Here is a 24,950-nt window from a genome sequence, read left to right as displayed (position 1 = left end):
CGGCCCGCACTGCGGCGGGGTGGACGGGGCGAAGGGGGCGATTTTACCGCGGCAGCAGGATTTGGATAGGTTTGGGCGACAGCGCCCGCATCGGGCCCGGAACGGGATTGGAGGCTGTGGGCTGGGGTGGCAGGAAGCCCCAGCACCCCCCTAAGCCAGCTTGAAGGCGCTCATCGCCGCGACCAGGCTGCGGGCCTGCTCTCCCAGGGATTCCGCAGCGGCGGCGGCTTCTTCCACCAGGGCGGCGTTGTGTTGGGTCATCTTATCCATCTGGCCTATGGCCTGGGCGATTTGCCCGATGCCATGGGCTTGGTCTTGGCTGGCGGTGGAGATTTCCTCCATCAGCGTTCTCACTTGGCCAAAACCGCCCACCACTTCTTCCATGACCTCGCCGGCCTGGGTGGCCTGCGCCACGCCGGTGTCCACTTTTTCCGCCGAGGAGGCGATCAAGCCCTTGATTTCCTTGGCGGCGGAGGCGCTGCGTTGGGCCAGGCTCCGCACTTCGTTGGCGACCACGGCAAAGCCGCGGCCTTGTTCGCCCGCCCGCGCCGCCTCGACCGTGGCGTTCAGGGCCAAGATATTGGTCTGGAAGGCGATGCCGTCGATGACCCCGGTGATGTCGGCGATCTTGCGCGAGCGTTCCTGGATTTCGCCCATGGCCGCGACCAGGCGTCCCACCGCGTCGCCGCCTTGTTCGACCGCCCCGTTGGCGTGTTGGACCAGGGCGTTGGCTTGTCCGGCACCGCTGGCGTTGGCGGTCACGGTGGCATTGAGCCGCTCCATCGCGCTGGAGATTTCGTCCAGGCTGCTGGCTTGTTCCTCGGTGCGGCGCGATAGGTCGGCGTTCCCGGCGGCGATTTCCTGGGCGGCGTTGTTGACGGCCTGGCTGGCCTCGTGGATGCGTTCCACCATTTCCCTGAGCCGCTCCACCGTGGCGTTGGAAGCGTCCCGTAATTGGCCGAAGGTGCCCCGGTAATCGCCGTCGATGCGCTGGGTCAGGTCGCCTTCCGCCAAGGCGCCCAGAACCCGCGCGACCTCGGCCAGGCCCCGGTCGCTGACTTCCATCAGCGCGTTCAGTCCTTCCACCATCTCGCGGAATTCGTAGTGGTATTGGTCGGCCCGTCCCCGCACCGTGAAATCGCCGTTCACCGCCGAGTGCGCCAGGGTTTTGATTTCGCGGTTGATTGCTTGCAGGCTGGTTTTCACGCTGTCGATGGCTTCGGTGATTTCGCGTTTTTGGCCGGGCAGGCGGTCCATGTCCACGCTCAGGTCGCCTTGCGCATAGCGTTTCACGATTTCGACCACCCGTTTTTTCACCGCGATATGCGATTGCACCAAGTCGTTGATCGAACAGGCCATTTGTCCATAAATGCCCGGAAACCGCCCGGCGTCGATTTGATCGTCCAGCCCGCCGGATGCGTGCTTTTTGACGTTGTCGAGCTGGGCGGCGGCAAAGCTTTTGAGGGTATCGGCCATGCTCGCCATGGCCGCGAGCAGTTCGGCGGTTTCGTCCCGGCCAGTGGGATGGGAGAGGGCTTGCTCGATATTCCCGGCGGCTATGCCTTGGGCAAGTTCGACCGCCCGCGCCAAGGGCCGGGTGATATTGGCGATGATGGTTTTCGCCGTGAATACGCCCAGGGTGATCATCAGCGCCATGATGCCCAGCAAGACCGGGATGCCGGTGTCGAGTTGTTGGTTGAATTGCCGTTGGCTTTGGGTGCCGCGCTCGATGTTGATGACCATGAGTTTTTCCAGCGCCGCCGCCAAGGCTTTGTCGGCGCCCGCGACGCTGTTGTCGATTTGGGTGGGGGTCGCGCCCTTGGCTAGCATTTCCACCACGGTGGCCATGGCGTTGCGGTATTGCTTGAGTTCTTGGTCGATGGTTTCGAGCAAGGCTCGTTCTTCCGGGGCGGGCTCGGCGGTCAGCCGGTAATCGCGGACCGTTTGCTCGATGCCCGCCATCGCCGCCTCGAATTTCGCCGGATAGTCCTTGCCCCGCAGGATGGCGTTTTTGAAGTAATGCACTCCATCGCCCATTTGGGCCAGACCTTGGTGGGTCAACCGTTCGCGGGCCAGGATCGGCCCGGACAAGGCTTTGAAATCGGCTTGCAGGTCTAGCAAGCGCCATATCCCCACCGTGGCGATCATGGCTCCGAAGAGTAAGAGCAGGCCGAAACCCATCGCCAGTTTCGCGCGGATTTTCATGTTGTTAAGCATCGGGGGACTCCTGGTTCAAGGTTGTCCATATTGCGGGGCGAACCGGGGCGGACGGATACGGGAGAGGGTGGCCCGCCGCCAGTGGTTCAAAGGGTTATGTCGAAACTCATGGGAAGCTTAGGACATGTTCGGGGGAAGTGGTGGGAAGTGTAGCCCTGGGCGGCGGCCTTGGAGATCGTCGGGGCGGTGGACACCTCCGGCGGTCCGCATCTAAACCCTAATAATTCAAGTAGTTCGCGGCGGAGGGAGGTGGATGCGGATCGTTAAGGAGGCCGGTCCATCGGCGGCGGTCCCGCAATGGCCCCGCGGAAAGCTTGGAGTCGATAGCATTTGTCTATATGCTTTCCCGCCCCGGCACGGCCCCGTCCCATTCCATGGATGAATGGATGCAACCGCTTTCCAGCCCGAACCAGCGGTCCACCAAAACAATACCTGCCCGGCCGGCCCGAAAATAACGCCCCGCTATGGAATAAGCGTATGAAATGCCTGCTGGTTTCCGATCTGCATTACACCTTGAAGCAATTCGATTGGGTATTGCAGCAAGCCCCCGCCTACGATGTGGTCGTCATCGCGGGGGATCATTTGGATATCGCCTCGGTGGTGGACCTACAGGCCCAGATCACCGTCATCCTGTCCTATCTCAAGCGGATGTGCGCCAAGACCCGCGTGGTGGTTTGCTCGGGCAACCACGATCTGGATGCCCGCGATTTCCACGACGAGAAATATGCCCGCTGGATACTGAGGACCCGGCAATTCGGCATCCCTACCGACGAGGACAGCCTGGAACTGGAGGATATTCTGTTCACCATCTGCCCGTGGTGGGACGGGCCGAAGCGTTGCGCCAGGGTGGGGGAACAGATCGAGCGGGATAGCCGGAAAACCAAGGCGCAATGGATTTGGATCTACCACGCGCCGCCGGACGCCTCGCCCACCAGTTGGAGCGGGCGGCGTTATGGCGGGGATGCGCAGTTGGTGGAATGGATCGCCCGGTTCGCGCCCAGCATGGTGCTGGTCGGCCATGTCCACCAATCGCCGTTCCAGCAAGGCGGCTCCTGGGTGGACCGGATCGGGGCAACCTGGGTGTTCAATCCGGGGCGGCAACTCGGGCCGGTGCCGGCCCATATCATCCTCGATACCCAGGCGCGGCGGGCCTTGTGGGCCTCGTGCGAGGTGGTGGAGGAAATCGCGCTGGATGCCATGGCCCCGCTCCGGCCCAGTCCGGTGCGGGAAGCGCCCGCGTGGTTGGACAAGCGCTATTGCGGATAGCGTTCGGTGTCGTCGGGGAGGGGCCAGGGCTGTTGGTAGAGGAGGTTGTCCAGCACCTCGTCCACCAGGCCGAAATGGTCCGCATGGTCGGCGAACTGCCGTTTCAGGTCCACCAGATAGCCGGTGATGCTGTGGAGCCGCCGGGCCAGTAGGGTCGAGAGGTGGATGGCGAAGTCGGGATGGTCGCGCAGGAAGGCCGCGCCATCGTCGATCCGGTAGGCACGGCAGGGCCGGGTGGCGGTCACGGTCGCGGTGCGCGGCAGGTTCAACAGGACCGAGATTTCCCCGAAGATCGCGCCGGAATCGTCCTGGCTGTGGAGGGCGATGTTTTCCTTGGAAATCTCCACCTCGCCCTCGATCAGGACATATAGCTTCCCATCCGTCCCGCCTTCCGCCAGCAAGACCTCGGCGGGCGCGAACCTTTGTTCCGGCAAGCCTTGGCACAGCTTCAGCACGCTATTCATCGGCGTATCCTCGCGAAGGAGCGCGGGCTTAAATGGGCGCGGACCCGGTGAGGGGTGATGCCGCACCAGGCTGAAGGCGATTTCAGACATCCAGGTTCAACTCGGTGATCTTGCGGGTCAGGGTATTGCGGCCATAGCCCAGCAGTTTGGCGGCTTCCTGGCGGCGGCCGCGGGTCACTTGCAGCGCCGTGGTGATGAGGATGCCTTCCGCCGATTCGATGGCGTCCTTGGCGATGTTGCGCTCGCCGCGCTTCAAGCGCTGGTCCACCCATTGCCGGAACGAATCCTCCCAGCCATCCGCCATCGGGGCCGCGGCGTCCGCCGTCTTCACTTGTAGCAATTCCGGCGGCAAATCGTCCAAGTGGGCCTCCTTGCCCGCCGCCATCACCGTGATCCAGCGGCAGGTGTTTTCCAATTGGCGGACATTGCCCGGCCAATCCAACCGGCACAGATAGACTTCCACCTCGGGCAACAGGCTCTTGGTCTCCACCTTGAGTTCCTGGCTGGCCTCCTGCAAGAAATGCTTGAGCAATAGCGGAATATCCTGGCGGCGCTCGCGCAGGGGCGGCAGATGCACGCGGATGACATTCAGCCGGTGGAACAAATCTTCGCGGAAGCGGCCTTCCGCCACCAAGTTATCCAAATGCTGATGGGTGGCGGCGATGATGCGGACATCGACCTTGACCGGGGTATGGGCACCGACCGGGAAGAACTCGCCATCGGCCAGCACCCGCAGCAAACGGGTTTGCAGGTCGGCGGGCATGTCGCCGATTTCGTCGAGGAACAAGGTGCCGCCGTCGGCCTGCTCGAAACGCCCGGCGCGGCGGGCCTGCGCCCCGGTGAAGGCGCCGCGCTCATGGCCGAACAATTCGGATTCGAGCAAGTCGCGGGGAATCGCCGCCATGTTGAGGGCGATGAAGGGCTTGTCGGCGCGGGGGCTGTGGCGGTGCAGGGCGCGGGCCACCAATTCCTTGCCGGTGCCGGATTCGCCGTTGATCAGCACCGTGATATGCGAGCGGGCCAAGCGGGCGATGGCGCGGAACACCTCCTGCATGGCCGGGGCTTCGCCGATGATTTCGGGGGTTTTCTCCGGGGCCGGGGCGGGGCTGGGTTCGGGTTTCTGGCGCTGGCTCTGGGCGCAGGCGCGGCGCACCAAATCCACCGCGTCGTCCACATCGAAGGGTTTGGGCAAATACTCGAACGCCCCGCCGTGGAAGGCCGACACCGCGCTTTCCAGGTCGGAATGCGCGGTCATGATGATGACCGGGAGGTCGGGGTGTTTGCCCTGCAATTGCTTGAGGAGTTCCAGGCCGTCGATGCCGGGCATGCGGATATCGGTGAGGATGGCGTCCGGTTTGCCCTGTGCCAAGGCGTCGAGCAAGCCGCCCGCGTGCGCGAAGCAACGGGTTTGGATCGAGGCTTTTTGCAGGGCTTTCTCCAACACCCAGCGGATCGAGCGGTCGTCATCGACCACCCAGACTTGGGCCGCGCTATTCATGTTCTTTCTCCAGCGGCAAAAAAATAGAAAACACCGTGTGCCCCGGCGCGCTCGAACATTCCACCAAGCCGCCATGCTGGTTGATCAGCGATTGGGCGATGGACAGCCCGAGCCCGGTGCCATCGGCCCGGCCCGTGACCATGGGGTAGAAAATCTGGCCCAACAGTTCCGGCTTGATGCCGGGACCGTCGTCGATGACCTCGACCTTGAGCGCGTGGCGGCTCTTGCGGTGGCCGATGGTCACTTGGCGGTGGATGCGGGTGCGGATCAGGATGCGGCCCTGTTGGCCCACGGCCTGGGCGGCGTTGCGGACCACGTTGAGGATGGCCTGGATCAGTTGGTCGCTGTCGCCGTTGACCGTGGGCAGGCTGGGGTCGTAATCGCGTTCGATCACCACGCCGGGCGGGGCTTCGACCTGCACCAATTGCCGGACCCGTTCCAATACCCGGTGGATATTGAGCGGGGCTTTGTGCGGCGGTTTGTTGGGGGCGAGCATCCGGTCCACCAGTGATTGCAGGCGGTCGGATTCCTCCATGATGATCTTGGTGTATTCGCGCAGTTCCGCGTCGGGCAGTTCCCGGTCCAGCAGTTGGGCCGCGCCCCGGAGTCCCCCCAGCGGGTTCTTGATCTCGTGGGCCAAGCCCCTCAGCAGCATGCGGGCGGCGTTTTGCTGGGCCAGCAATTGCTCTTCCATCGAGATGCGGAGGTGCCTATCCACCTGCTCGATCTGCACCAGGGCGGCCACTCGCCGGTCCTGTTCCATCATCGGGGTGAGGGTCAGGTTCACCGTGATGGGTTGGCTGGGCAGTTCCAGCGCGAGATTGCGCTTGGTCAGGGTCTCGGCGTGTTCCAAGGTGCGCTGCAAGTCTTTTTCGATGTCCTTGTCGTACAGGAAAAAGATTTCCTCGGCCCGGACGCCCAGCACTTGGCGGGCGCTCACGGCGAATAGCATCTCGCCTGCCATGTTGATGTAGACCAGCCGGTATTCCGGGTCGAACAGCAAGACGGCGTCGGTGAGATGGTCGAGGATGCGATGGTGCAGGTTGGGGGTGTCTTCGTGGTTCATTGCGGCTTGCGAAGCAATATGGGGGCCATGTCCGCCGGGTGCCCTTGGACCGCGGGGATGTGCCGATGGCGGGCCGGATGCCGGGAGCGGGTTGGGTGGCCGTGCGGGTTTCCGCAGGGAAACCGGAGCGGCATGATGGGAATTATGGCCTATTTTGGTGCGATTCATTGGCAGGGATGGAAGCTGGCCCCAAAATGGGGCGTTTCACTGCCGCGTTCCAGCGCCGGGACTCATGGGCGCGGGATCGGCCCGAATCGGCGTAAACTGCGGCACTTGGGAACACCCCCGTTCCCCCATCCCATAGGAGCCGACCATGAGCGCTGATATCTATGCTTTCCAATCCAAGACCCTGACCGGCGAGCCCCTGGATTTCGCCCAATTCCGGGGCAAAGCCATCCTCGTCGTCAACACCGCCAGCCGTTGTGGTTTCACCCCGCAATACGCCGGACTGGAAAAGCTGTACCAGGACTATAAAGACCGGGGCTTGGTGGTGGTCGGCTTTCCCTGCAATCAATTCGGAGCGCAGGAGCCGGGCGACGCCGTGGAGATCGGCGCGTTCTGCGAGAAGAATTACGGCGTGAGTTTCCCCTTGTCGGAGAAGGTCGAGGTGAACGGGGAGGGCGCCCATCCGGTGTTCGCCTATCTCAAGCACGCCTTGCCCGGCACCTTGGGCAGCGAGGGCATCAAGTGGAATTTCACCAAGTTCCTGATCGACCGCGAGGGCAAGCCGGTCAAGCGCTATGGCTCGATGACCAAGCCAGAGGAACTGGTGGAGGATATCGAGGCGGCGTTGGGAGCGGCCTGAGTTTCCGCACCGGCGATCCGCCCCATTGCCCCGGACGGCGATATTTGTCATAACAGCGCCCGCCGGGCCGGTCCCGCCAGCGCGGGACCGGCGTCGGCCCCCTTCACTTCGGAAAACGACGCCATGAATCCGACCTTGGTTATCGGCAACAAAAACTATTCTTCCTGGTCCTTGCGCCCTTGGCTGTTCCTCAAGCACCACGGTATCCCGTTCGAGGAAATCCGCATCCCGCTGTACCGGGAAGATTCCCAGGCCCGCATCGCGGCCCACAGTCCGGCGGGCAAGGTGCCGGTGTTGGTGGACGGCGGCATCACGGTGTGGGATTCGCTCGCCATCCTGGAATATCTGGCCGAGCGCTACCCGGCAACCCAGGGCTGGCCGGAAGCGCCTGCCGACCGGGCCCAGGCCCGCGCCCTCTCGGCGGAAATGCATTCCGGCTTCCAGGCGCTGCGGACCCATTGCGGGATGAATTGCCGCCGTCCACCGGCCCCGCCCCACAAGGAGCTGCCGGAAGCGGTACATAAGGACGTGGCCCGGATCGGGCGAATCTGGCGGGAGTGCCGGGAACGGGCGGCGGGCGGTCCCTGGCTGTTCGGGCGCTTCACCATCGCCGATGCTATGTACGCGCCGGTCGCCCTGCGCTTTTGGACCTACCGACTCGAAGCCGACGCGGTGGCCCTCGCCTATCGCGACACGGTGCTGGGCCATCCGGCCATGTCGGAATGGATCGAAGCGGGCCGGGCCGAAACCGAGGTCATCCCGGCTTTTGAAGATTGATACGCACGCGGTGAAAATAACAGGCCGGGCCTAGTGTCCCGGCCACTACTCCCTGTCCATGGAATTCCTATGAGCTTAACGCGCCGACATTTTTTGCAACTCTCCCTCGCCGTCAACGCCCTCTACGCCCTCAGGATGCCGGCCGCCCAAGCCAATCCCGCCAAGCTGCAATTCGGCCCGGCCACGCCGTTCAGCTTCGACGCGCTCAAGGCGATGGCCCGCGACGCCGCCACCCGCGACTACACCCCGCCGCCGCGTCCCGACCCCGCCATCGTCCAGCAAATCGACTACGACGCCCACGGCAAATTGCAATACCGTAAAGATGCCGCGCTCTGGGCCGAGGGCGGCAGCGCCTATCCCATCAGCTTCCAGCATGTGGGGATGTTTTTCCCCAAGACCGTGAAAATGAACGTGGTCGAACACGGCCAGGCCCGCTCCATCGTCTACGACCCGGATTTGTTCGCCGCCGGTCCCGACCATGTGGCCCGTCAACTCGCGCCGGAGCCTTCGGCCTTCGCCGGGTTCTGGGTGCATGAGAAGCGCGGCGGGCCGGATTGGAAGAAACTGGAACCCTGGGCCACCTTCCTGGGCGCGTCCTATTTCCGGGCGGTGGGCGCGAATGGCGACCAGGGCCAGATCGGCCTGTCCGCCCGCGGCATCGCCATCGCGCCGGGCACTTCCAACCCGGAGGAATTCCCCGATTTCGTGGCGTTCTGGTTCGAGCCCGCGCCCAAGCCCACCGATCCCGTCATCATCTACGCCTTGCTCGACGGTCCCAGCCTCAGCGGTGCCTATCGTTTCGCCTTGAGCCGTGGCAAGGGCGTGGTGATGAACATCGAATCGGCCTTGTTCCTGCGCAAGGATATCGAGCGCCTGGGCATCGCGCCCTTGACCTCGATGTATTGGTTCTCGGAAACCGCCAAGGGCGCGGGCAGCGATTGGCGGCCCGAAGTCCACGATTCCGATGGGCTGGCGATGTTGAACGGCAATGGCGAACACCTGTGGCGACCCTTGAACAATCCGCCGCACATCTCGGTGTCGAGCTTCATGGATAAAGCGCCCAAGGGCTATGGCCTATTCCAGCGCGACCGGCTGTTCGACCATTACCAGGACGGGGTGCGCTACCACCTGCGGCCCTGCGCTTGGGTGGAACCGCTGGGCGATTGGGGCGCGGGCGCGGTGCAACTGACCGAAATCCCCACCGACGACGAAATCCACGACAACATCGTGGCGATGTGGGTGCCCAAGGAACCGGCCACGGCGGGCAAGAGCTATGAATTCAAATACCGGCTGTCGTGGCTGAACGAAGACCCGAGCAACTTCCCGCTGGCCCGCTGCGTCGCCACCCGTCTGGGCAATGGCGGCCAACCCGGCAAGCCCCGGCCCAAGGGCGTGCGTAAATTCATGGTGGAATTCCTGGGGAAACCGCTGGATGCGCTGGCCTGGGGCGAGAAGCCGGAGCCGGTGATCGTGGCGTCGCGGGGCGAGATTTCGCGGGTGGAGATCGAGCCGGTGCCGGACGATGTGGCGGGGCATTGGCGCACCCATTTCGACCTCAAGGCCGATGGGGCGGACCCGGTGGAATTGCGCTGCTTCCTGCGGCTCCGGGATAAGGCGGTGTCGGAGACTTGGTTATTCCAGTATCACCCGTTTTAGCTGGGTAGGGTGGGCTGGTACTCCCAGTCCACCGCAATGTTCGGAGGTGGTGGGCATGATGAGTACAGGCCCACCGGGCTATATCCGCAGCCAGCGAATCATATGGGGATAGGGCGGGGCCGTGGCGATGGAGCCGAAGCCGGGCGCGGTCGCCATGCCCGCCTCGCAAAGCCCCTTCAAGCCTGGGCACACGCCGAAGGTGTAGGACAAGATCAGCCCTTCGGACTGTCCCTTGTAGCCTCCGGGATGGAACAGGACGGATGGGGGCAGTCCCAACCGATGCGCCGCCGCGAACGACCAGGCCAGGGCTTCCAGTTCTCCTCCGCCGGGTATGCTGGTGTCCGATAGGTCGTCCGAGGCCCCGGCCCTGCGCTCCGGCGGCAAGACGGCCAGGTGCCCCGCTTCGTGCAGGAGGTCGCCGGGCCACTGTAGCGTGTCCGGGTCCACCACCAGCGCCCCAGACCGGATGACGATCCCCGGCAAGAAGCTTGGGCCGGAGATCGGTTGCAACTCGACAGCGATGCCGATTCTACGCACGAAAGCCAGGATGCTTGCGAAATATTCGGGGTGATGCATGGCTATTTTTGCCGCTGGTTTGATAATGAGCGGAACCTTTGCGGTCCGCTGGTACGGAATGTCGAAATAATGGGCTGTGCGCTTGCCAAATTGGCGTGACGGTATCTATCGAAGCATAGTGCGTTGGGCTTGACAAGGACAACGCGGATTCACGCGCCGAAATCCACTCCATCGGCGGACAGCCTGATGGCGAGGAGGGACGTATCATCCGGCGGAGCCTGTCCCGATAAATGCGCCTCGACCAAATGGATCGTATGGTCGATCCGGGCACCCGGTTCGGCGGCCAGCAATGCCCCGCGCAAACGCTCTTCGCCCAGCATCGGACCATCCCCGGCCCGGGCTTCGATCACACCGTCCGAATACAGCAAGCATTGCCCCTGGAAATTGGCCTCTATGGCTTGGCAACTGGGGTCGAATGCGCCGCCGCCCAGGATGCCCAGGGCGACGTGGGGGGAGTCCAATACCTGTAGGGTATTGAACTGGTCGTCGATCAAGAGGGCCGGAGGCATGCCCCCGCTCCAAATCCACAGCTTTCCCGAGCCGTTGTCCAACGCGACGATATGCGCCGCCACGAAATAGCCGGTCGGCAGGGTTTCTTTCAGCCGACGGTTGATTTCGGTGGCGATATCCGCGACCGGCATACCCTTGCGGGCCATGCCTTCGAACACCCAGAGCGCGGGCAGGACGCTGATGGCGGCGGTGAGGCCATGCCCGGTGGCGTCCGCCAGCATGGCGTAGAGGGTGCCGTTCGGTGCGCGGGAGATGGCGACCACATCGCCGCTGAAACGGTCGGAAGGCATCAGGAAATAGCGTACCTGGGGATCGATGAGCCGCTCGCAGGAGACCAGCCGGTTCATGATCCGGTTCGCCATGTCCAATTCGGTTTGGGTATGGGCGTTCAGTTCGGCCAGCCGTTTCACCATGTCGCGGGCTTCCGCCTCCTGGGCGCGGATCTGCCGGATGGCTTGGATGGATTGGGCGAAGCCATCGATCTTGGCGTCCAGGATTTCGATCAGCCAGGGCTTGGGGATGAAATCGTCGGCCCCGGTCGAGAGTCCCTTGACGATGGCCCCGTGTTGCTCCACGGCGCTGATCAACAGCACCGGCACCCATTCGTCCCGTTCGGCGGCGATCCGTTTGATGGCGCGGGTGGCCTCGAAGCCGTCCATACCCGGCATGAGGATGTCCAGCAGGACCAGGTCGAAGGATTGGCTTTGGAATTCCCGCACCGCGGCGATGCCATCGCCGACCCCGACCGCCGTATGGCCCGAGGCCGACAGGATCGTCATGATGACCCGCAAAGCCGAGACCGAATCCTCGGCGACCAGGATACTGAGCCGCATGGGGGATGGGGGCGCGGTCACCGGGACGGGCGGGCTATCGGGGGGGAGGATGTTTTTTGCTGCCATGCCGGGATTTCTGCTGGGGTGGGGGGCGATGCCCGGAATTGCTATGGATAGATGTAGGCGAAGGCGGGCTTTTCTTCAAGCGCGGTGGGTTTAATCCGGCAAGAAAACAGGGGTTCATGCCGACGGGATCGGGAGACCATCCCGGTGCCACCCAGGCCATGCGCCAGGACCGTCGCCGTGCCATTGCCTTCGGTCCCGTCAAAAAATCCCGACATTCCCGCCAAGCGTTCCCCGCCGCTTGCGCCTAAAATAGCGCCGTGGCGGTCCGCCCGTCCTGTTCCGCACCGAGTCGGCGGCCCGCCCCAACAACCACAATAAAGAGGTATCCAGGATGAACCAGCCAAAACTCTCGCCCGAGTTGCAAAAGATCGTCAATGCCCGCCACAACGACCCCTTCGCGGTGCTGGGCCGACATCCCGAGCGCGGCGGCGTGTGGGTGCGGGCCATGCTGCCCCACGCGGAGGAAGTGTCCATCGCCGAAGGCGGCCACCGCCTGCACCGGATCGAAGGCACCGATTTGTTCGAGTGGCACGGTAAGGCCGAGCAGGTACCCGAGCGCTATCGCCTCATCTGGCGTGACGACCAGGGCCGCGAGCATATCGCCCACGATCCTTATTGCTATCCGCCGCAGCTTTCAGATTTCGACCTGCATTTGTTCGGCGAGGGCAAGCACTGGCACGCCCACCGCCTGTTGGGGGCGCGGGTCCACCAGGCCGACGGCGCGACCGGCGTGTTGTTCTCGGTCTGGGCGCCCAGCGCCGAACGGGTCAGCGTGGTGGGCGACTTCAACCGCTGGGATGGCCGAGCCCATCCGCTGCGGGTGCATGGCAACGGCGTCTGGGAGTTGTTCATCCCGGACCTGCCGCATGGGGTCATCTACAAATACGAAATCCGCGCCAAGAACGGCGATATTTTCCTGAAATCCGACCCCTATGGCCGCCAGTTCCAACTACGGCCCGACAACGCCTCCATCGTCGAAGCGCCCAGCGCCTTCCGCTGGACCGACCAAACCTGGCTCGACACCCGCGCCCGCTTCGATTGGCAGCACCGGCCCCTGTCGATCTACGAGGTGCATCTGGGTTCCTGGCAGCGCGGCCCCGAAGGCGAGATGCTCAACTACCGCGAACTCGCCACCCTCTTGGTCGAACATGTCCAGCGGCTCGGCTTCACCCATATCGAATTGATGCCGATCACCGAACATCCCTACGATAAATCCTGGGGCTACCAAACCACCGGCTATTATGCCCCGACCAGCCGGTTCGGCACGCCGGACGATTTCCGCGCCTTCGTCGATTATTGCCACCGGCACGGCATCGGCGTGATCCTGGATTGGGTGCCGGCCCATTTCCCCAAGGACGCCCATGGCCTGGCCTATTTCGACGGCACGGCCTTGTACGAACACGCCGACCCGCGCTTGGGCGAGCATAAGGATTGGTCCACCTTGATCTTCAACTTCGGGCGCTACGAGGTGAAGAACTTCCTGATTTCCAGCGCCCTGTTCTGGCTGGAGGAATACCATGTCGATGGTCTCCGGGTGGACGCGGTGGCCTCGATGCTGTACCTGGATTATTCGCGCAAGGAAGGCGAATGGATTCCCAATAAATACGGTGGACGCGAGAACCTCGAAGCCATCGATTTCATGCGCGAACTCAACGAAGTCACCCACAGCCAAGCGCCGGGCACGCTCATCATGGCGGAGGAATCCACCTCCTGGCCGCAAGTGACCAAGCCGACCTATGTCGGTGGCCTGGGCTTCGACCTCAAGTGGAACATGGGTTGGATGAACGATACCCTGCGCTATATGGCGAAAGACCCCATCCACCGCCAATACCACCACGGCGAACTGACCTTCAGCCTGCTCTACGCCTTCACCGAGAATTTCCTGCTGCCGTTCTCCCACGACGAAGTGGCCCACGGCAAGCAATCCCTGCTCTACAAGATGCCCGGCGACGAATGGCAGCGTTTCGCCAACCTCAGGATGCTGTATGTGTACATGTGGACCCATCCCGGCAAGAAGCTGCTGTTCATGGGCGGCGAATTCGGCCAGGGCCGGGAATGGGACAGCACGGCGGTGCTGGATTGGTACGTGCGGGAATTCCCCTTCCATCAGGGCATCGAGCGTCTGCTCCAAGACCTGAACCGGCTCTACCGCGCCGAGCGGGCCTTGTACGAGCTGGATTTCGATTGGCAGGGCTTCGAGTGGATCGATTGCCACGATGGGCAGAATTCGACCCTGGTCTATCAGCGCCGCGCGGGTGGGGAGTCCGTGGTGGTCGCGGTCAACTTTACGCCGGTGCCGCGCGAGGATTACCGGATCGGCGTGCCCGCCCTGGGCACCTACCGGGAATTGGTCAATTCCGACGCCCTTGATTACGCCGGGAGCGGCCTGGGCAACGGGGCGCGGTCCTTGGACGCGGAGGAACGGGCCTGGATGAACCAGCCCTATTCGGTCGTCATCACCCTGCCGCCGCTGGCCGGTATCGTCTTGAAACTCAAGCCCGAACCCGTGCCCGAATCCGATTTGGCGGACGAACCCGCGAGCGTCCTTCCCGCGGCGCCAACCACCCCGGCGGAACCCGCCGCTTGATCCATACCGCCCCGAATCGATCCGGCCCCTGGCCCGGACAGCGTGCGACGGAATCCGGGTGCCTGCAAGCGTCTGGATTCCGCTATCGTTCCATCCGGGCTACGTGGCAGCGGCCGGGGCGGCAGCCGCGAAGAATCCCATCATCTTAGGAAACATCTCCATGGCCAAGAAACCCACCAGTCCCGATAAAACCAAGGCCGCAGCCAAACCGGCCAAGCCCACCGCCCCGGCCAAGAAGCCCGCCGCCGCCGCGCCGTCCCCGGCTCCGGTGATTCCCGCCGCGCCCACCCAGGAAACGTTGCCCTTGGAACCGGCCCCGGTCGAGGTCGTGGCGACGGAAACCCCGGTCGAGGCTGTCGTTCCCGCCGCGCCGGAAGTTGTGGCAGCCATAGCGGAGCCTGTCCCCGCCGAACCGGAAACCGCCGCCGTCGTGGTGGAACCCGTTGCCGCCGAACCGGAAGCCGTCACAGCTGTGGTGGAAACCGTTCCTGTCGAACCGGAGGCTGCCGTAGTCGAACCGGAAGCCGCCGAAATCGTGGCGGAACCCGTTCCCGCCGCTCCGCCCCTCATCGACCCGGAACCCGAAGGCGAACCCGCCGAACCCCAATCCACCCACGTCGAAGAGCCTTTGCCCGACCAGGAACCCGTCGAAGTCCACCTCGAAGAGCCGGAAGTGCATCACCATCACCGCCCCAGCCTGTTCATCGTGCAAATCGCCCCGGAAATGGCCCCGGTGGCCAAGGTCGGCGGCCTCGCCGACGTGGTGTTCGGCCTGACCCGTGAATTGGCGATCCGCGGCAACCATGTCGAAATCATCCTGCCCAAATACAGCGGTATGCGCTACGACCATATCTACGATTTGAAGGAGGTGTACAAAGACCTGTGGGTGCCGTGGTACGACGGTGCGATCCATTGCACGGTGTACTTCGGCTTCGTCTACGACCGCAAATGTTTCTTCATCGAGCCGCATTCCAACGACAATTTCTTCAACCGCGGCAGTATCTACGGCTTCAAGGACGATGTGCTGCGCTATGCCTTCTTCTCCCGCGCCGCCATCGAATTCCTGTGGAAGTCCGGCAAGCATCCCGACATCATCCATTGCCATGATTGGCAGACCGCCCTGGTGCCGGTGTTCCTGTACGAGTTCTACCAGCGTTTGGGCATGACCCACCCCAGGGTGTGCCTCACCATCCACAACTTCCAGCACCAGGGCGTGACCGGGGCGGAATTGCTCAAGGCCACCGGGCTGCACGATCCGGCCCGCTTCTTCGATTACAACCGGCTGCGCGACAACCAGCATCCCAACGCCTTGAACCTGCTCAAGGGCGGGATCGTCTATTCCAATTTCGTCACCACGGTGTCGCCGCGCTATGCCTATGAGACCAAGGACCAGGGCCAGGGCTTCGGGCTGGAGCCGACCCTGCACACCCACCACCTCAAGTATGGCGGCGTGGTCAACGGCATCGATTACGATGTCTGGAACCCGGAAGTGGACCGGCATATCCCGGCGCAATACGGCGTGGATACGATAGAGCGCAAGTACGATGATAAGCGGGCCTTGCGCCATCGCCTGATGTTGGCCGACAACGCCAAGCCCATCGTGGCCTTCATTGGCCGCCTCGATCCGCAGAAGGGTTTGGATTTGGTGCGCCACGCCATCTTCTACAGCTTGCAGCGCGACGCCCAGTTTGTGCTGCTGGGTTCCAGCCCCTACCAGGGCATCAACGAAGATTTCTGGAACCTCAAGCGGATGTTGAACGAAAGCCCGGATTGCCATCTGGAGATCGGTTTCGACGAGGAACTGTCCCACCTCATCTATGCCGGGGCCGATATGATCCTGGTGCCGAGTCGGTTCGAGCCTTGCGGCCTGACCCAGTTGATCGCGCTGCGCTATGGCACGGTGCCGGTGGTGCGCTCGGTGGGTGGCTTGGCCGATACGGTGTTCGACAAGGATTATTCGCACCGCGCCTTGCACGAGCGCAATGGCTATGTGTTCGAGAACTACGACGGCACCGGGCTGGAATCGGCCCTGGGCCGGGCGATTTCCTGCTATTACGAATATCCCGATCATTTCCGCGAACTGATGAAGAACGGGATGCGCTCGGATAATTCCTGGAACCATCCGGGGCGGGATTATTTGAACATCTACGACTATATCCGCGAAAAATAGGCGGCGTGGCGCGGGGCCGGTGCGCGCGCCGGCCCCGCTGGCCGTTCCGGTCCCGCGCCCGTTCCTCCATCCTTCCCGCTTTGCCAGAACGATCTCCTATGCCCGGCTTCACCCTGCACTTCAAAAAACCCGCCGATTGGGCGGAACCCGTCCTGATCCATTATTGGCATCCCGTCAAATCCCAACCGCATACCCCCTGGCCCGGCGTGCCGATGCGGGCGGAGGGCGGGGGTTGGTTTGGCTTCCCGTTGGAAGAGGCCGGCCTCCAGTTCCTATTCAACGACGGGCGCGGGCGGCAGACCAGCGATTTGGCCTGGGAACGGGAGGGGTGGTTCGCCGATGGGCGTTGGTTCGACCATCCGCCGACCCTGGATGAAATCCACCCGCCCGTGTGTTCGGCCCCCTTGCCGGCATTGGCCCCGTGCCATGAGCGGGTCGATTTCCGCGAGGAGACCATTTACTTCCTCATCACCACCCGCTTCCACGACGGCGATCCCACCAATAATTTCTTTTGCCGCGACCGTATCAAGTTCGATCCCGCGACCGGCGCACCGGAAGACCCGCATTGGCGCGGCGATTTCAAGGGGCTGATCCAGCGCCTCGATTACATCAAGGAGTTGGGTTTCAGCGCGATCTGGATCACGCCGCCGGTCGAGAACCGCTCGGGCCTGGATTATCACGGCTACCACGCCTACGACTGGACCCGCATCGATCCGCGCCTGGAATCGCCCGACGCCACCTACCAGGATTTGATCGACGCGGCCCATGCCCAGGGCATCAAGATCATCCAGGATGTGGTGGTGAACCATTCCTGCCAATACGGCATCCGCGGCCAGGTCCATATCGATCATTTGCCGATCAAGTATTACGTGCCGCAGGGTTCGGAGCCGGGCCGGATCGACAATGGCCCGTACCAGGGTAGTTTGGGCAATTACGCCTGGCCGAACCGCGACGATATCGATAATCCGGTCGCGCCCGAGTGGTACCGGGAACGCCACGCCACCGACCCCGAGGGCAGCGTGCCCCTGGTCGATCCCAAGACCGGCGAGACCGTCCCCAAGCCCGGCTACAACCCAGGCCGCTTCTTCGGCATCGACGCCAACCAACTCGACCCCGAGTGGTATCACCAGGAAGGCTTCATCTGCGGCGGCGATTGGGAGAGCGCCCATCCCCTGCAACACAAGCATCTGGCCGGGGATTGCATCGATCTCGCCACTGGGCGCCAGAACGTCAAGGACTACCTTATCGGGGCCATCAACCGTTATCTCGACATGGGCGTGGATGCGCTCCGCATCGACACGGTGAAGCACATCGAGCGCGGCAACCTGTTGGAATACGTCAATGCTTGGAAAGCCCACAAACCCGGCCTGTTCGTGTTCGGCGAGAATCTGGTGAAGGGCTATGGCTGGGGTGATCTGGGCGGCGGCGACAACGGCCCATCGCAAATCCGGCCCTGGTGGTATACCCGGCTGGGCCACGATCCCCGGAATCCCAACGCGGGCGGCGATTCGGGGTTCCCGCAATTGGATTTCGGCCTGTTCTCGACCTTCCGCGACACCGTCAGCAAGGGCACCTACGGTGGCACCGGCCAGGTGTTCGGCATGGATTGGATTTATGGCGATGCCACCCAATTGGTGACCTTCCTGCAAAACCACGATGTCGGCCCGGACAACGATTTCAAATACCGCTTCAAGGGCGAAACCTGGATGGCGGCGGCGGCCTATAACCTGATCTGGACCGCCCGCGGCATTCCCTGCTTGTACTACGGCGAGGAAGTCGAATTCATGAAGGGCGCGCCGCAGGATGTGGCAGGCGAAAAGGACACCCTGGACCAGACGGGCCGGGCCTATTTCGGCGATTATCTGGCCGGGGACCGCATCGCCCACACCCAGGCCCATCCCTTGTACCAGCATATCCGGCGGCTGAACCTGATCCGCCGCGCCATCCCGGCCCTGCAAAAGGCGCGGATGGAGCGGGTGGCGGAATGGGGCGGCGGCATGAGTTTCATCCGGGATTATTCCGTCGGCGGCAGCTATGCCGTGGTGGGGCTGGCCATCGGCGGCGGGCAGGATGTGAGGGTCGAGGGCGTCCGGCCCGGCCTCTACCGCGATGCCGTGACCGGCCAGGAAATCCACGCCGCCCATGGTGTGCTGGGTTTCCATGTCAAGGGCAATTCGGCGGGCGTCTATGTGCTGGACGGGCCGGGCAAGATTGGCGAAGACGGTGTATACCTACGTTGATGAGCCCGGCGGGATGGGGGGCGTTTCCGCCGGGCGGGGGAGGGGTGGGGTTGAAAACCCCCGGACCGCCTAAAGTTTTGATAAAATCTGATTTTTAGTGTAGAAAATGATTCAGTCTTGCGCTCCTGTGAAGAGATCGATCCTCCCACGATTCCCGTTGATTAGGACATCCCCGCTTTGGGACGCCATCGGCAGGCGCCCGGTAAATTCAAGCCGTAAAGCTTGGGATCGCCGATAGCCATCGGCCCGCCGTATTCAATCGAAGAAGTATCCCATCGTGAGAACGCCCAGCCCCAAACCCCCCCGTGCCAAGGTCGCCAAGACCTTCTGCACCACCACCGAGGCCGCCGACCGGCTCGGGGTGTCCGTGCGCACCGCGCAGCTCTGGGCGGAGAACGGCTTGCTCCGCGCCTGGAAGACCGAAGGCGGGCACCGCCGCATCACCCTGGAATCCCTGGAGCGCCTGTTGGCCTCGGAGGAGTTCCGCAACCTCGACCGGGGCGAGCCATCCCAAAAGTCGGAGCGCAAACCCCGCCTGCGCGTCCTGGTGGTCGAGGACGAGCCCAACCTGCTGATGCTCTACCAAATGCGGCTCAGGAAATGGCGGATGGCCCCGGATACCGTGTTCGCCAAGAATGGCTTCGAGGCTCTGGTCCGTATCGGGCTGGAACAACCCCATCTGCTCATCACCGATTTGCTGATGCCGTCCATGGACGGCTTCGAGATGCTGCGCAAGCTCCGCGCCCTGCCCGAATTGGCCGACATGGAAGTGGTGGTGGTGACCGGACTGTCCGTCGGCGAGGTCGAGGAGCGGGGCGGTTTGCCCGACGATATCCTGGTGCTGGGGAAGCCGATCCCCTTCGACCAGATCGAAAACATCGCCACCAACTTGGCGATACGCCGCGATTTGCAGGTCGATTAATCAGGGCGTGGCCCGCGCTGGCGGGCGTGGCCCGAATCGATGACGGCCATGTAATAAGGGCGGGACTTTCCGTCCAGGTTTGGAATATGAGTCGATCCGTGCCTACGACCGATGTGAAAACGCCCTGGTTTGGACCGGGAACACACAGCGCGAAAATCTCGCGGAACCTGCCCGGACCCACGTACACTATGTCCCTTCACTTGGCCGAGCCAATTCCGCCATGACCAATCCAACCAGCATTTTCGTCATCGACGACGATCCCGTAATCCATGAGCAACTATCCATCGTGCTGGGCGCTGTCGGACTCGCCGCCGAGAATTTCGCCAGCGCCGAGGCTTTCCTGTCCGTGTGCGAAAAGAAGCACCACGGTTGCATCTTGTTGGATGTGGCGATGCCCGGCATGAGCGGGCCGGAACTCCAGGCCGAACTGGCCCAGCGCGGGGTGCGCCTGCCCATCGTCTATCTTTCGGCCTGCGAGCAGGTCGCCATCGCCACCCAGGCCATCCGGGGCGGGGCGGTGGATTTCCTGACCAAGCCGGTCGATCCGGGACTCTTGATCGAGCGGGTCCGCACCGCGCTGGCCCAGGAAGAGGAACGGCGCGAGCGGGAGCGGGCCAACGCCATCCTGTTCAAGCGGCTTTCGGTGCTGACCGAGCGCGAGCGCGAGGTGTTGACCCAGTTGATGCGCGGCCATTCCAACAAGGAGATCGCCCGCATCCTCGGCATCAGCCACCGCACCGTGGAGATGCACCGCTCCAACATCCTGGCCAAGACCGACACCGCCAACCTGCTGGAACTCGCCCGCCTGGCCGAGGCTTGCGAGTTCTTCGGCCCCCACCACGGAACCCCCGTTGCCTGATGAAGAAACGCGCGCGGATATGGGGGGTGGCCGTTTGGTTGGGTCTCGGCCCGGCGCTCCCGGCCTGCACCCACGATTACCAGTTGATGCGGATGGACGAGCAATTGAACGGCTATGCCGGAGCGATCCGCTGGAGCCTGTTCAAGAAGTCGCTGGACTACTATGCCCGGCCCCCTTCGCCCTTGCCGGACTGGCAGGCGCTCAAGGACATCAAAGTCACCTATTACCAGCCGCTGTTCCGGGATGTGCTGGACGAGGGCAATGTGGTGTTGCAGACGGTGGAAATCCGCTATGTCCGGGGCAACCAAATGGTCGAGCGCAGCATGACCCAGGACCAACGCTGGCGCTACGATGAGGACAAGAACCGCTGGCTGCTGGAAACCGGCTTCCCAGCGTTCAAATAAACCGGGCCGGCGCGGCTTGGCGGCCCGTTCCCATGGCGTCCCGTCCGCGCGCCGGGCCCGCCGATCCGTTCCACCGGGGCGGTTCCGCCCCCACCACATAGAGCAGGCCACGACGATGGAATCCGGTTCGATAGAAGCCTTGCACCGTGGCAAGACCGGCAAGGTCAGCGATAAATGGTCTTCCTATCTCGCCTATTACGACCGGCTGTTCCGGCCCTGGCGCGACCACCCGGTGCGCCTGCTGGAAATCGGCGTGCAGAACGGCGGTTCCCTGGAAACCTGGGCGCGGTATTTCCACGCGGCGGCAATCCTGGTCGGTTGCGACATCGATCCCCGTTGCGCCGCCCTGCGCTACGAAGACCCCCGGATCACGGTCGTGGTCGGCGACGCCAACGGCGAGGACGCCCGCCAGCGCATCGCCGCCCTCGCGCCCCAATTCGATATCGTGATCGACGATGGTTCCCACCGCTCCGCCGATATCATCCAAGCCTTCGTCGGCTATTTCCCCCGGCTGGCACCGGGCGGCGTCTATGTGATCGAGGACACCCATTGCCTGTACATGGACGATTTCGGCGGCGGCTTGCTGAACGAAGTCGCCGCCCACGCTTTCTTCAAGCGCCTGACCGATGTGGTGAACTTCCAGTTCTGGAGCGGGCAGGCGACCCTCAACACCCATCTGCACACTTTCTTCCCCGTCAAGGATACCCCGGCCTTCATCCTCGATGGCTGGATCGACGCCATCGAATTCAGGAATTCGCTGATCGTCGTCCACAAAGCCAGGATGCCGGGGCACGATAAACTGGGCGAGCGGGTCATGGTGGGCAGCGTGGCCCAGGTCCAGACCTGGGGCGGCTTGTTCGGGGATGGTTCGACCTGACGTCCGGCCCGTCAATGCCGATGCCGATGATGGGCGTCGGGGAAATGGGGATGGGCGTGGATTCGCGGCGCGTGGCGGTGAGGATGGCTATGGAGCGTGCCGGCGGGTACCGACTCTTCGTGCCCGTGGTCATGATGGCCGTCCTCATGGTGGTGGGCGTGTGAGTGTTCCAGGGCCTCGTGGCGGTGTTCGTGGCTATGGCGCTCGGTCAGGTGCAGCCAGACGCCCCAGCCCATCAGCGCCCCGGCCAGGAGCAAGCGCGGTTCCGCCGGTTCGCCCAATAGCGGCAGCGCCAACGCCGCTCCGAAGAACGGGGCCACCGAGAAATAAGCCCCGGCGCGGGCCGTGCCCAGGTGGCGCAAAGCCACCACGAACAGGCTCAAACTGGCCCCATAGGCCAAACCGCCCAACACTAGCGCTCCCGCCACTTCCCGCGCCGACGGCCACGCCGCCCCCAGGGTCCAGGCCAGGGCCAAGTTCGTCGTCCCCGCCGTCCAGCCCTTGACCGCCGCCAGCCAACCCGCGTCGGCCAGGGACACCTTGCGCGTCAGGTTGTTATCCAAACCCCAGGCGCAACATGCCCCCAACACCGCCAGCGCGGGCCAGGACGCCGATACACCGGCCCGTTCCGGCCAACCCAGCACCAGCGCCCCGGCCACGATCAAGGCCATCCCCAAGGCGATGCGCCGGTCGAAATTCTCCCGGAAGCCGAACCAAGCCAGCAGCGCCGTGAACACGCCCTCCGCGTTGAGCAGCAAGGCGGCTTCCGAGGCGGGCATGCCCCGCAATCCGAACATCAGCGCCACCGGACCCACCACGCCGCCCGCCAACACCGCCCGGCCAGCCAAGGCCATTCGCCCGGAGCCAGCCCGGCGCGGGGTGCCCGGCGCAAGGCCCGGTAGATTCCCAGGCCCAAGCCGGACCCCAGATAGAGCAAACCCGCCATCAGCCAGGGATCGACCCCGGCCAGCAATAGCTTGGCGAAAGGCGTCCCGGCCCCGAACAGCAGCGCCGCTGCCAGCGCGGCCCACACGCCGGACCGGGCTGGATGTCCAGGGGGCCGGGATCGATGTGGGCGGGTGTGTTTTTTCATACCGCCTATGTTACGCGGCGGACGCGGGGATTGCCGCTCCGAAATAACGTGGCATTAAACTACCGCCCCCCCACGACCCAGCCCGGACCCATGGACATGCCCCATTTCGAGATGCTGCTGGCGGAACTCTCCGCCCAATTCGTCAACCTGCCTTCGGACCGAGTGGACGGGGTCATCAACGCCAGCCTGCAACGTATCGCCGAAACCTTGGGCATCGACCGCGCCACCCTGGGCGAAGTCACCGCCGACGGCCAGGACGGCTTCGTCACCCATTGCTATGCCAAAGCCTGCATTCCCCCCAACAAGGTCCAATCGGTCATGACCGAAGTGCCCCTGGTCATGAAAACCCTGTTCGCAGGCGAAACCTTGATTGTCCGCGATGTGGCCGACCTGGAGGAGGCCACCGACCGCGAGAATTTCCTGCGCTATGGCACCCGCGCCGATTTGGTTTTCCCGCTGATTGTTGGTGGGGAGTTGCGCGGCGGCCTGGCGTTTTCCTCGGCCACGCCCCGCGATTGGCCGGAACGGGTGGTGCGGGGCTTGCGCCTCATCGCCGATGTGTTCGCCAACGCCCTGGCGCGGCGGCGGGCCGACCAGGCGCTACGGGAAAGCGAGGCCCAGATGCGCCTCGCTGCCGAGGCCGCCCAGGTCGGGCTGTGGGTCTGGGATATTCCAGGGGACACCCTTTGGGGCACCGACCGGGCGCGGACCCTCTACGGCATGGCGGCGGACGCGCCGGTCACCATCGGGCTGTTCCTGGACCGGCTGGTGCCGGAAGACCGGCCCAGGGTGGAGCGGGCGATCCAGCAGGCGCTCGCGGGGGGCGGCACCTACCGCGAGGAATACCGCATCCGCCATCCCGACGGCCAGACCCGGTGGATTTGCGCCACCGGCCAATGCCAGTGGGGCGGCGATGGCCGTCCTGGGCGGATGATGGGCGCGGGCATCGACATCACCGAGCGCAAACAGGCGGAAACCGCTTTGCGGCGGGCCCTGGCCGAAATCCAAACCCTCAAGGACCAGTTGCAACAGGAAAACGTCTACCTGCGCCGCGAAATCGAGGAACACCAGGGCGCGACCCGCATCGCCAGCCGCAGCGACTCGATGCGCCGCGTCCTGGCCCAGGTCGGCCAAGTGGCCCCGACCCCGGCCTCGGTGCTGATTACCGGCGAAACCGGCACCGGCAAGGAAGTGCTGGCGACCGCCCTGCACGAAGCCAGCCCCCGGCGGGGCCGTGCCATGATCCGGGTCAATTGCGCGGCGATCCCGGCGGCCTTGATCGAAAGCGAATTGTTCGGGCGGGAAAAGGGCGCGTATACCGGGGCGCTGGCCCGGCAGATCGGCCGCTTCGAGTTGGCGGACGGTTCGACCCTGTTCCTGGACGAGGTCGGCGAATTGCCCTTGGAAGCCCAGGCCAAGCTGTTGCGGGTGTTGCAAGAGAAGGAAATCGAGCGGCTCGGCAATCCCAGGCCGATCAAGGTGGATGTGCGCCTGATCGCCGCCACCCACCGCGATTTGGCCCGGGAAGTCGCCGCAGGCCGGTTCCGCGAGGATTTGTATTACCGGCTCAATGTGTTCCCGCTGCACCTGCCGCCCTTGCGGGAGCGGCGCGACGACCTGCCGCCCCTGGTCGAATCCTTCGTCGAGGAGTTCGCCAAGGCCATGGGCAAACCCATCGAGGCCGTCGCCAAATCCAGTTTGAAAGCGCTGCTGAATTACCCCTGGCCGGGCAATATCCGCGAATTGCGTAACGTCATCGAGCGGGCGGTGATCCTCAACTCCGGGTCGCTGCTCAGGATCGAACCGCCCACGCTGGCGGGGCATCCCGCCGCCGGGTCGGCGTCCGCCGCCCAGGCCGGTCCCGCGACCCTGGCCGAGGTGGAGCGGAGCCATATCCTCCGCGTGTTGGAAGCTACCGGCTGGCGGGTGCGCGGCGCGGCGGGCGCGGCGGAAATCCTGGGGCTCAAGCCCAGCACCCTGGAAAGCCGGATGCTCAAGCTCGGCATCCGCCGCCCGGTTTGACGCGCATACGCGGGTTCCCGCGCAGGGCTTGGGAACCCGCCA

Annotated in this window: 20 protein-coding genes; 12 read left to right on the top strand and 8 right to left on the bottom strand. The window is 64.0% G+C overall.

The window, feature by feature from the left end; genetic code table 11:
* Positions 1-150: 150 nt before the first annotated feature.
* Entirely contained in the window at positions 151-2,217 is a 2,067-nt protein-coding gene (locus tag B9N93_RS16535) for a HAMP domain-containing methyl-accepting chemotaxis protein (protein ID WP_085215354.1), read from the bottom strand.
* Between the two features lie 477 nt (positions 2,218-2,694).
* On the opposite strand from B9N93_RS16535, the gene B9N93_RS16530 reads away from it, so the two are divergent.
* Complete coding sequence (locus B9N93_RS16530; protein ID WP_085215353.1) at positions 2,695-3,483, top strand: metallophosphoesterase family protein; 789 nt, start codon at positions 2,695-2,697, stop codon at positions 3,481-3,483.
* On the opposite strand, the gene B9N93_RS16525 is transcribed toward B9N93_RS16530, so the two are convergent.
* From B9N93_RS16525 to glnL, 3 genes are all read right to left on the bottom strand, one after another.
* Positions 3,471-3,947 (bottom strand): cyclic nucleotide-binding domain-containing protein, encoded by a 477-nt coding sequence (locus tag B9N93_RS16525; protein WP_176225295.1) that lies wholly within the window; start codon positions 3,945-3,947, stop codon positions 3,471-3,473. The two genes, B9N93_RS16530 and B9N93_RS16525, sit on opposite strands and share 13 nt — an antisense overlap.
* 82 nt (positions 3,948-4,029) lie before the next feature.
* On the bottom strand, positions 4,030-5,445 hold the full coding sequence (gene ntrC, locus B9N93_RS16520; RefSeq protein WP_085215351.1) for a nitrogen regulation protein NR(I): 1,416 nt from the start codon (positions 5,443-5,445) through the stop codon (positions 4,030-4,032).
* Complete coding sequence (gene glnL / locus B9N93_RS16515) at positions 5,438-6,511, bottom strand: nitrogen regulation protein NR(II) (RefSeq protein ID WP_085215350.1); 1,074 nt, start codon at positions 6,509-6,511, stop codon at positions 5,438-5,440. Before glnL ends, ntrC begins: the two co-directional genes overlap by 8 nt.
* A 313-nt stretch (positions 6,512-6,824) precedes the next feature.
* Between glnL and B9N93_RS16510 the strand changes: the two genes are divergently transcribed.
* The 3 genes from B9N93_RS16510 to B9N93_RS16500 all read left to right on the top strand — a co-directional run bounded on the left by B9N93_RS16510 (position 6,825) and on the right by B9N93_RS16500 (position 9,749).
* Positions 6,825-7,316 carry a glutathione peroxidase gene (locus tag B9N93_RS16510; RefSeq protein ID WP_085215349.1) on the top strand — a complete coding sequence of 164 codons (492 nt, stop codon included), beginning with the start codon at positions 6,825-6,827 and terminating at the stop codon, positions 7,314-7,316.
* Between the two features lie 123 nt (positions 7,317-7,439).
* Complete coding sequence (locus B9N93_RS16505) at positions 7,440-8,093, top strand: glutathione S-transferase family protein (RefSeq protein ID WP_085215348.1); 654 nt, start codon at positions 7,440-7,442, stop codon at positions 8,091-8,093.
* A gap of 69 nt (positions 8,094-8,162) precedes the next feature.
* A complete protein-coding gene (locus B9N93_RS16500; protein ID WP_085215347.1) occupies positions 8,163-9,749 on the top strand; it encodes an OpgD/OpgG family glucan biosynthesis protein in 1,587 nt (528 codons plus the stop codon).
* 78 nt (positions 9,750-9,827) lie between these two features.
* Here the strand turns inward: B9N93_RS16500 and B9N93_RS16495 are convergent, their stop codons facing one another.
* Both B9N93_RS16495 and B9N93_RS16490 read right to left on the bottom strand, forming a co-directional pair.
* The gene (locus tag B9N93_RS16495; protein WP_085215346.1) at positions 9,828-10,325 is read right to left on the bottom strand and encodes a hypothetical protein; all 498 of its coding nucleotides are present in this window, start codon (positions 10,323-10,325) and stop codon (positions 9,828-9,830) included.
* 149 nt (positions 10,326-10,474) lie between these two features.
* Positions 10,475-11,734, bottom strand: a complete 1,260-nt coding sequence (locus B9N93_RS16490) for a PP2C family protein-serine/threonine phosphatase (protein ID WP_085215345.1) — start codon at positions 11,732-11,734, stop codon at positions 10,475-10,477.
* A gap of 331 nt (positions 11,735-12,065) precedes the next feature.
* Between B9N93_RS16490 and glgB the strand changes: the two genes are divergently transcribed.
* From glgB to B9N93_RS16455, 7 genes are all read left to right on the top strand, one after another.
* Positions 12,066-14,321, top strand: a complete 2,256-nt coding sequence (gene glgB / locus B9N93_RS16485; RefSeq protein WP_085215344.1) for a 1,4-alpha-glucan branching protein GlgB — start codon at positions 12,066-12,068, stop codon at positions 14,319-14,321.
* Positions 14,322-14,481: 160 nt separating this feature from the next.
* A complete protein-coding gene (glgA, locus tag B9N93_RS16480; protein WP_085215343.1) occupies positions 14,482-16,491 on the top strand; it encodes a glycogen synthase in 2,010 nt (669 codons plus the stop codon).
* A 98-nt stretch (positions 16,492-16,589) separates the two neighbouring features.
* The gene (locus B9N93_RS16475) at positions 16,590-18,731 is read left to right on the top strand and encodes an alpha-amylase family glycosyl hydrolase (RefSeq protein ID WP_085215342.1); all 2,142 of its coding nucleotides are present in this window, start codon (positions 16,590-16,592) and stop codon (positions 18,729-18,731) included.
* Positions 18,732-19,008: 277 nt separating this feature from the next.
* Positions 19,009-19,653 (top strand): response regulator, encoded by a 645-nt coding sequence (locus B9N93_RS16470; protein WP_085215341.1) that lies wholly within the window; start codon positions 19,009-19,011, stop codon positions 19,651-19,653.
* Between the two features lie 220 nt (positions 19,654-19,873).
* Complete coding sequence (locus tag B9N93_RS16465; protein ID WP_085215340.1) at positions 19,874-20,512, top strand: response regulator transcription factor; 639 nt, start codon at positions 19,874-19,876, stop codon at positions 20,510-20,512.
* Complete coding sequence (locus tag B9N93_RS16460; RefSeq protein WP_085215339.1) at positions 20,512-20,916, top strand: hypothetical protein; 405 nt, start codon at positions 20,512-20,514, stop codon at positions 20,914-20,916. The genes B9N93_RS16465 and B9N93_RS16460 overlap by 1 nt, the downstream gene beginning before the upstream one ends.
* Before the next feature lie 115 nt (positions 20,917-21,031).
* Positions 21,032-21,793: a class I SAM-dependent methyltransferase gene (locus B9N93_RS16455; protein ID WP_176225294.1), complete on the top strand. Its 762-nt coding sequence runs from the start codon at positions 21,032-21,034 to the stop codon at positions 21,791-21,793.
* Between the two features lie 11 nt (positions 21,794-21,804).
* Here B9N93_RS16455 and B9N93_RS16450 read toward each other — a convergent pair whose 3' ends face one another.
* The gene (locus tag B9N93_RS16450; RefSeq protein WP_254899412.1) at positions 21,805-22,647 is read right to left on the bottom strand and encodes a DMT family transporter; all 843 of its coding nucleotides are present in this window, start codon (positions 22,645-22,647) and stop codon (positions 21,805-21,807) included.
* Entirely contained in the window at positions 22,590-22,886 is a 297-nt protein-coding gene (locus B9N93_RS26415) for an EamA family transporter (protein ID WP_254899411.1), read from the bottom strand. Before B9N93_RS26415 ends, B9N93_RS16450 begins: the two co-directional genes overlap by 58 nt.
* A 96-nt stretch (positions 22,887-22,982) precedes the next feature.
* On the opposite strand from B9N93_RS26415, the gene B9N93_RS16445 reads away from it, so the two are divergent.
* Positions 22,983-24,908, top strand: coding sequence for a sigma-54-dependent Fis family transcriptional regulator (locus B9N93_RS16445; protein ID WP_176225293.1), 1,926 nt, complete (start codon positions 22,983-22,985; stop codon positions 24,906-24,908).
* The last annotated feature ends 42 nt before the right edge of the window (positions 24,909-24,950 follow it).

The organism is Methylomagnum ishizawai (genome assembly GCF_900155475.1).
Classification (GTDB): Bacteria; Pseudomonadota; Gammaproteobacteria; order Methylococcales; family Methylococcaceae; genus Methylomagnum; species Methylomagnum ishizawai_A.
Note: the sequence above shows the minus strand (reverse complement) of the source record. Positions and strands in the feature narration are given on the sequence as shown.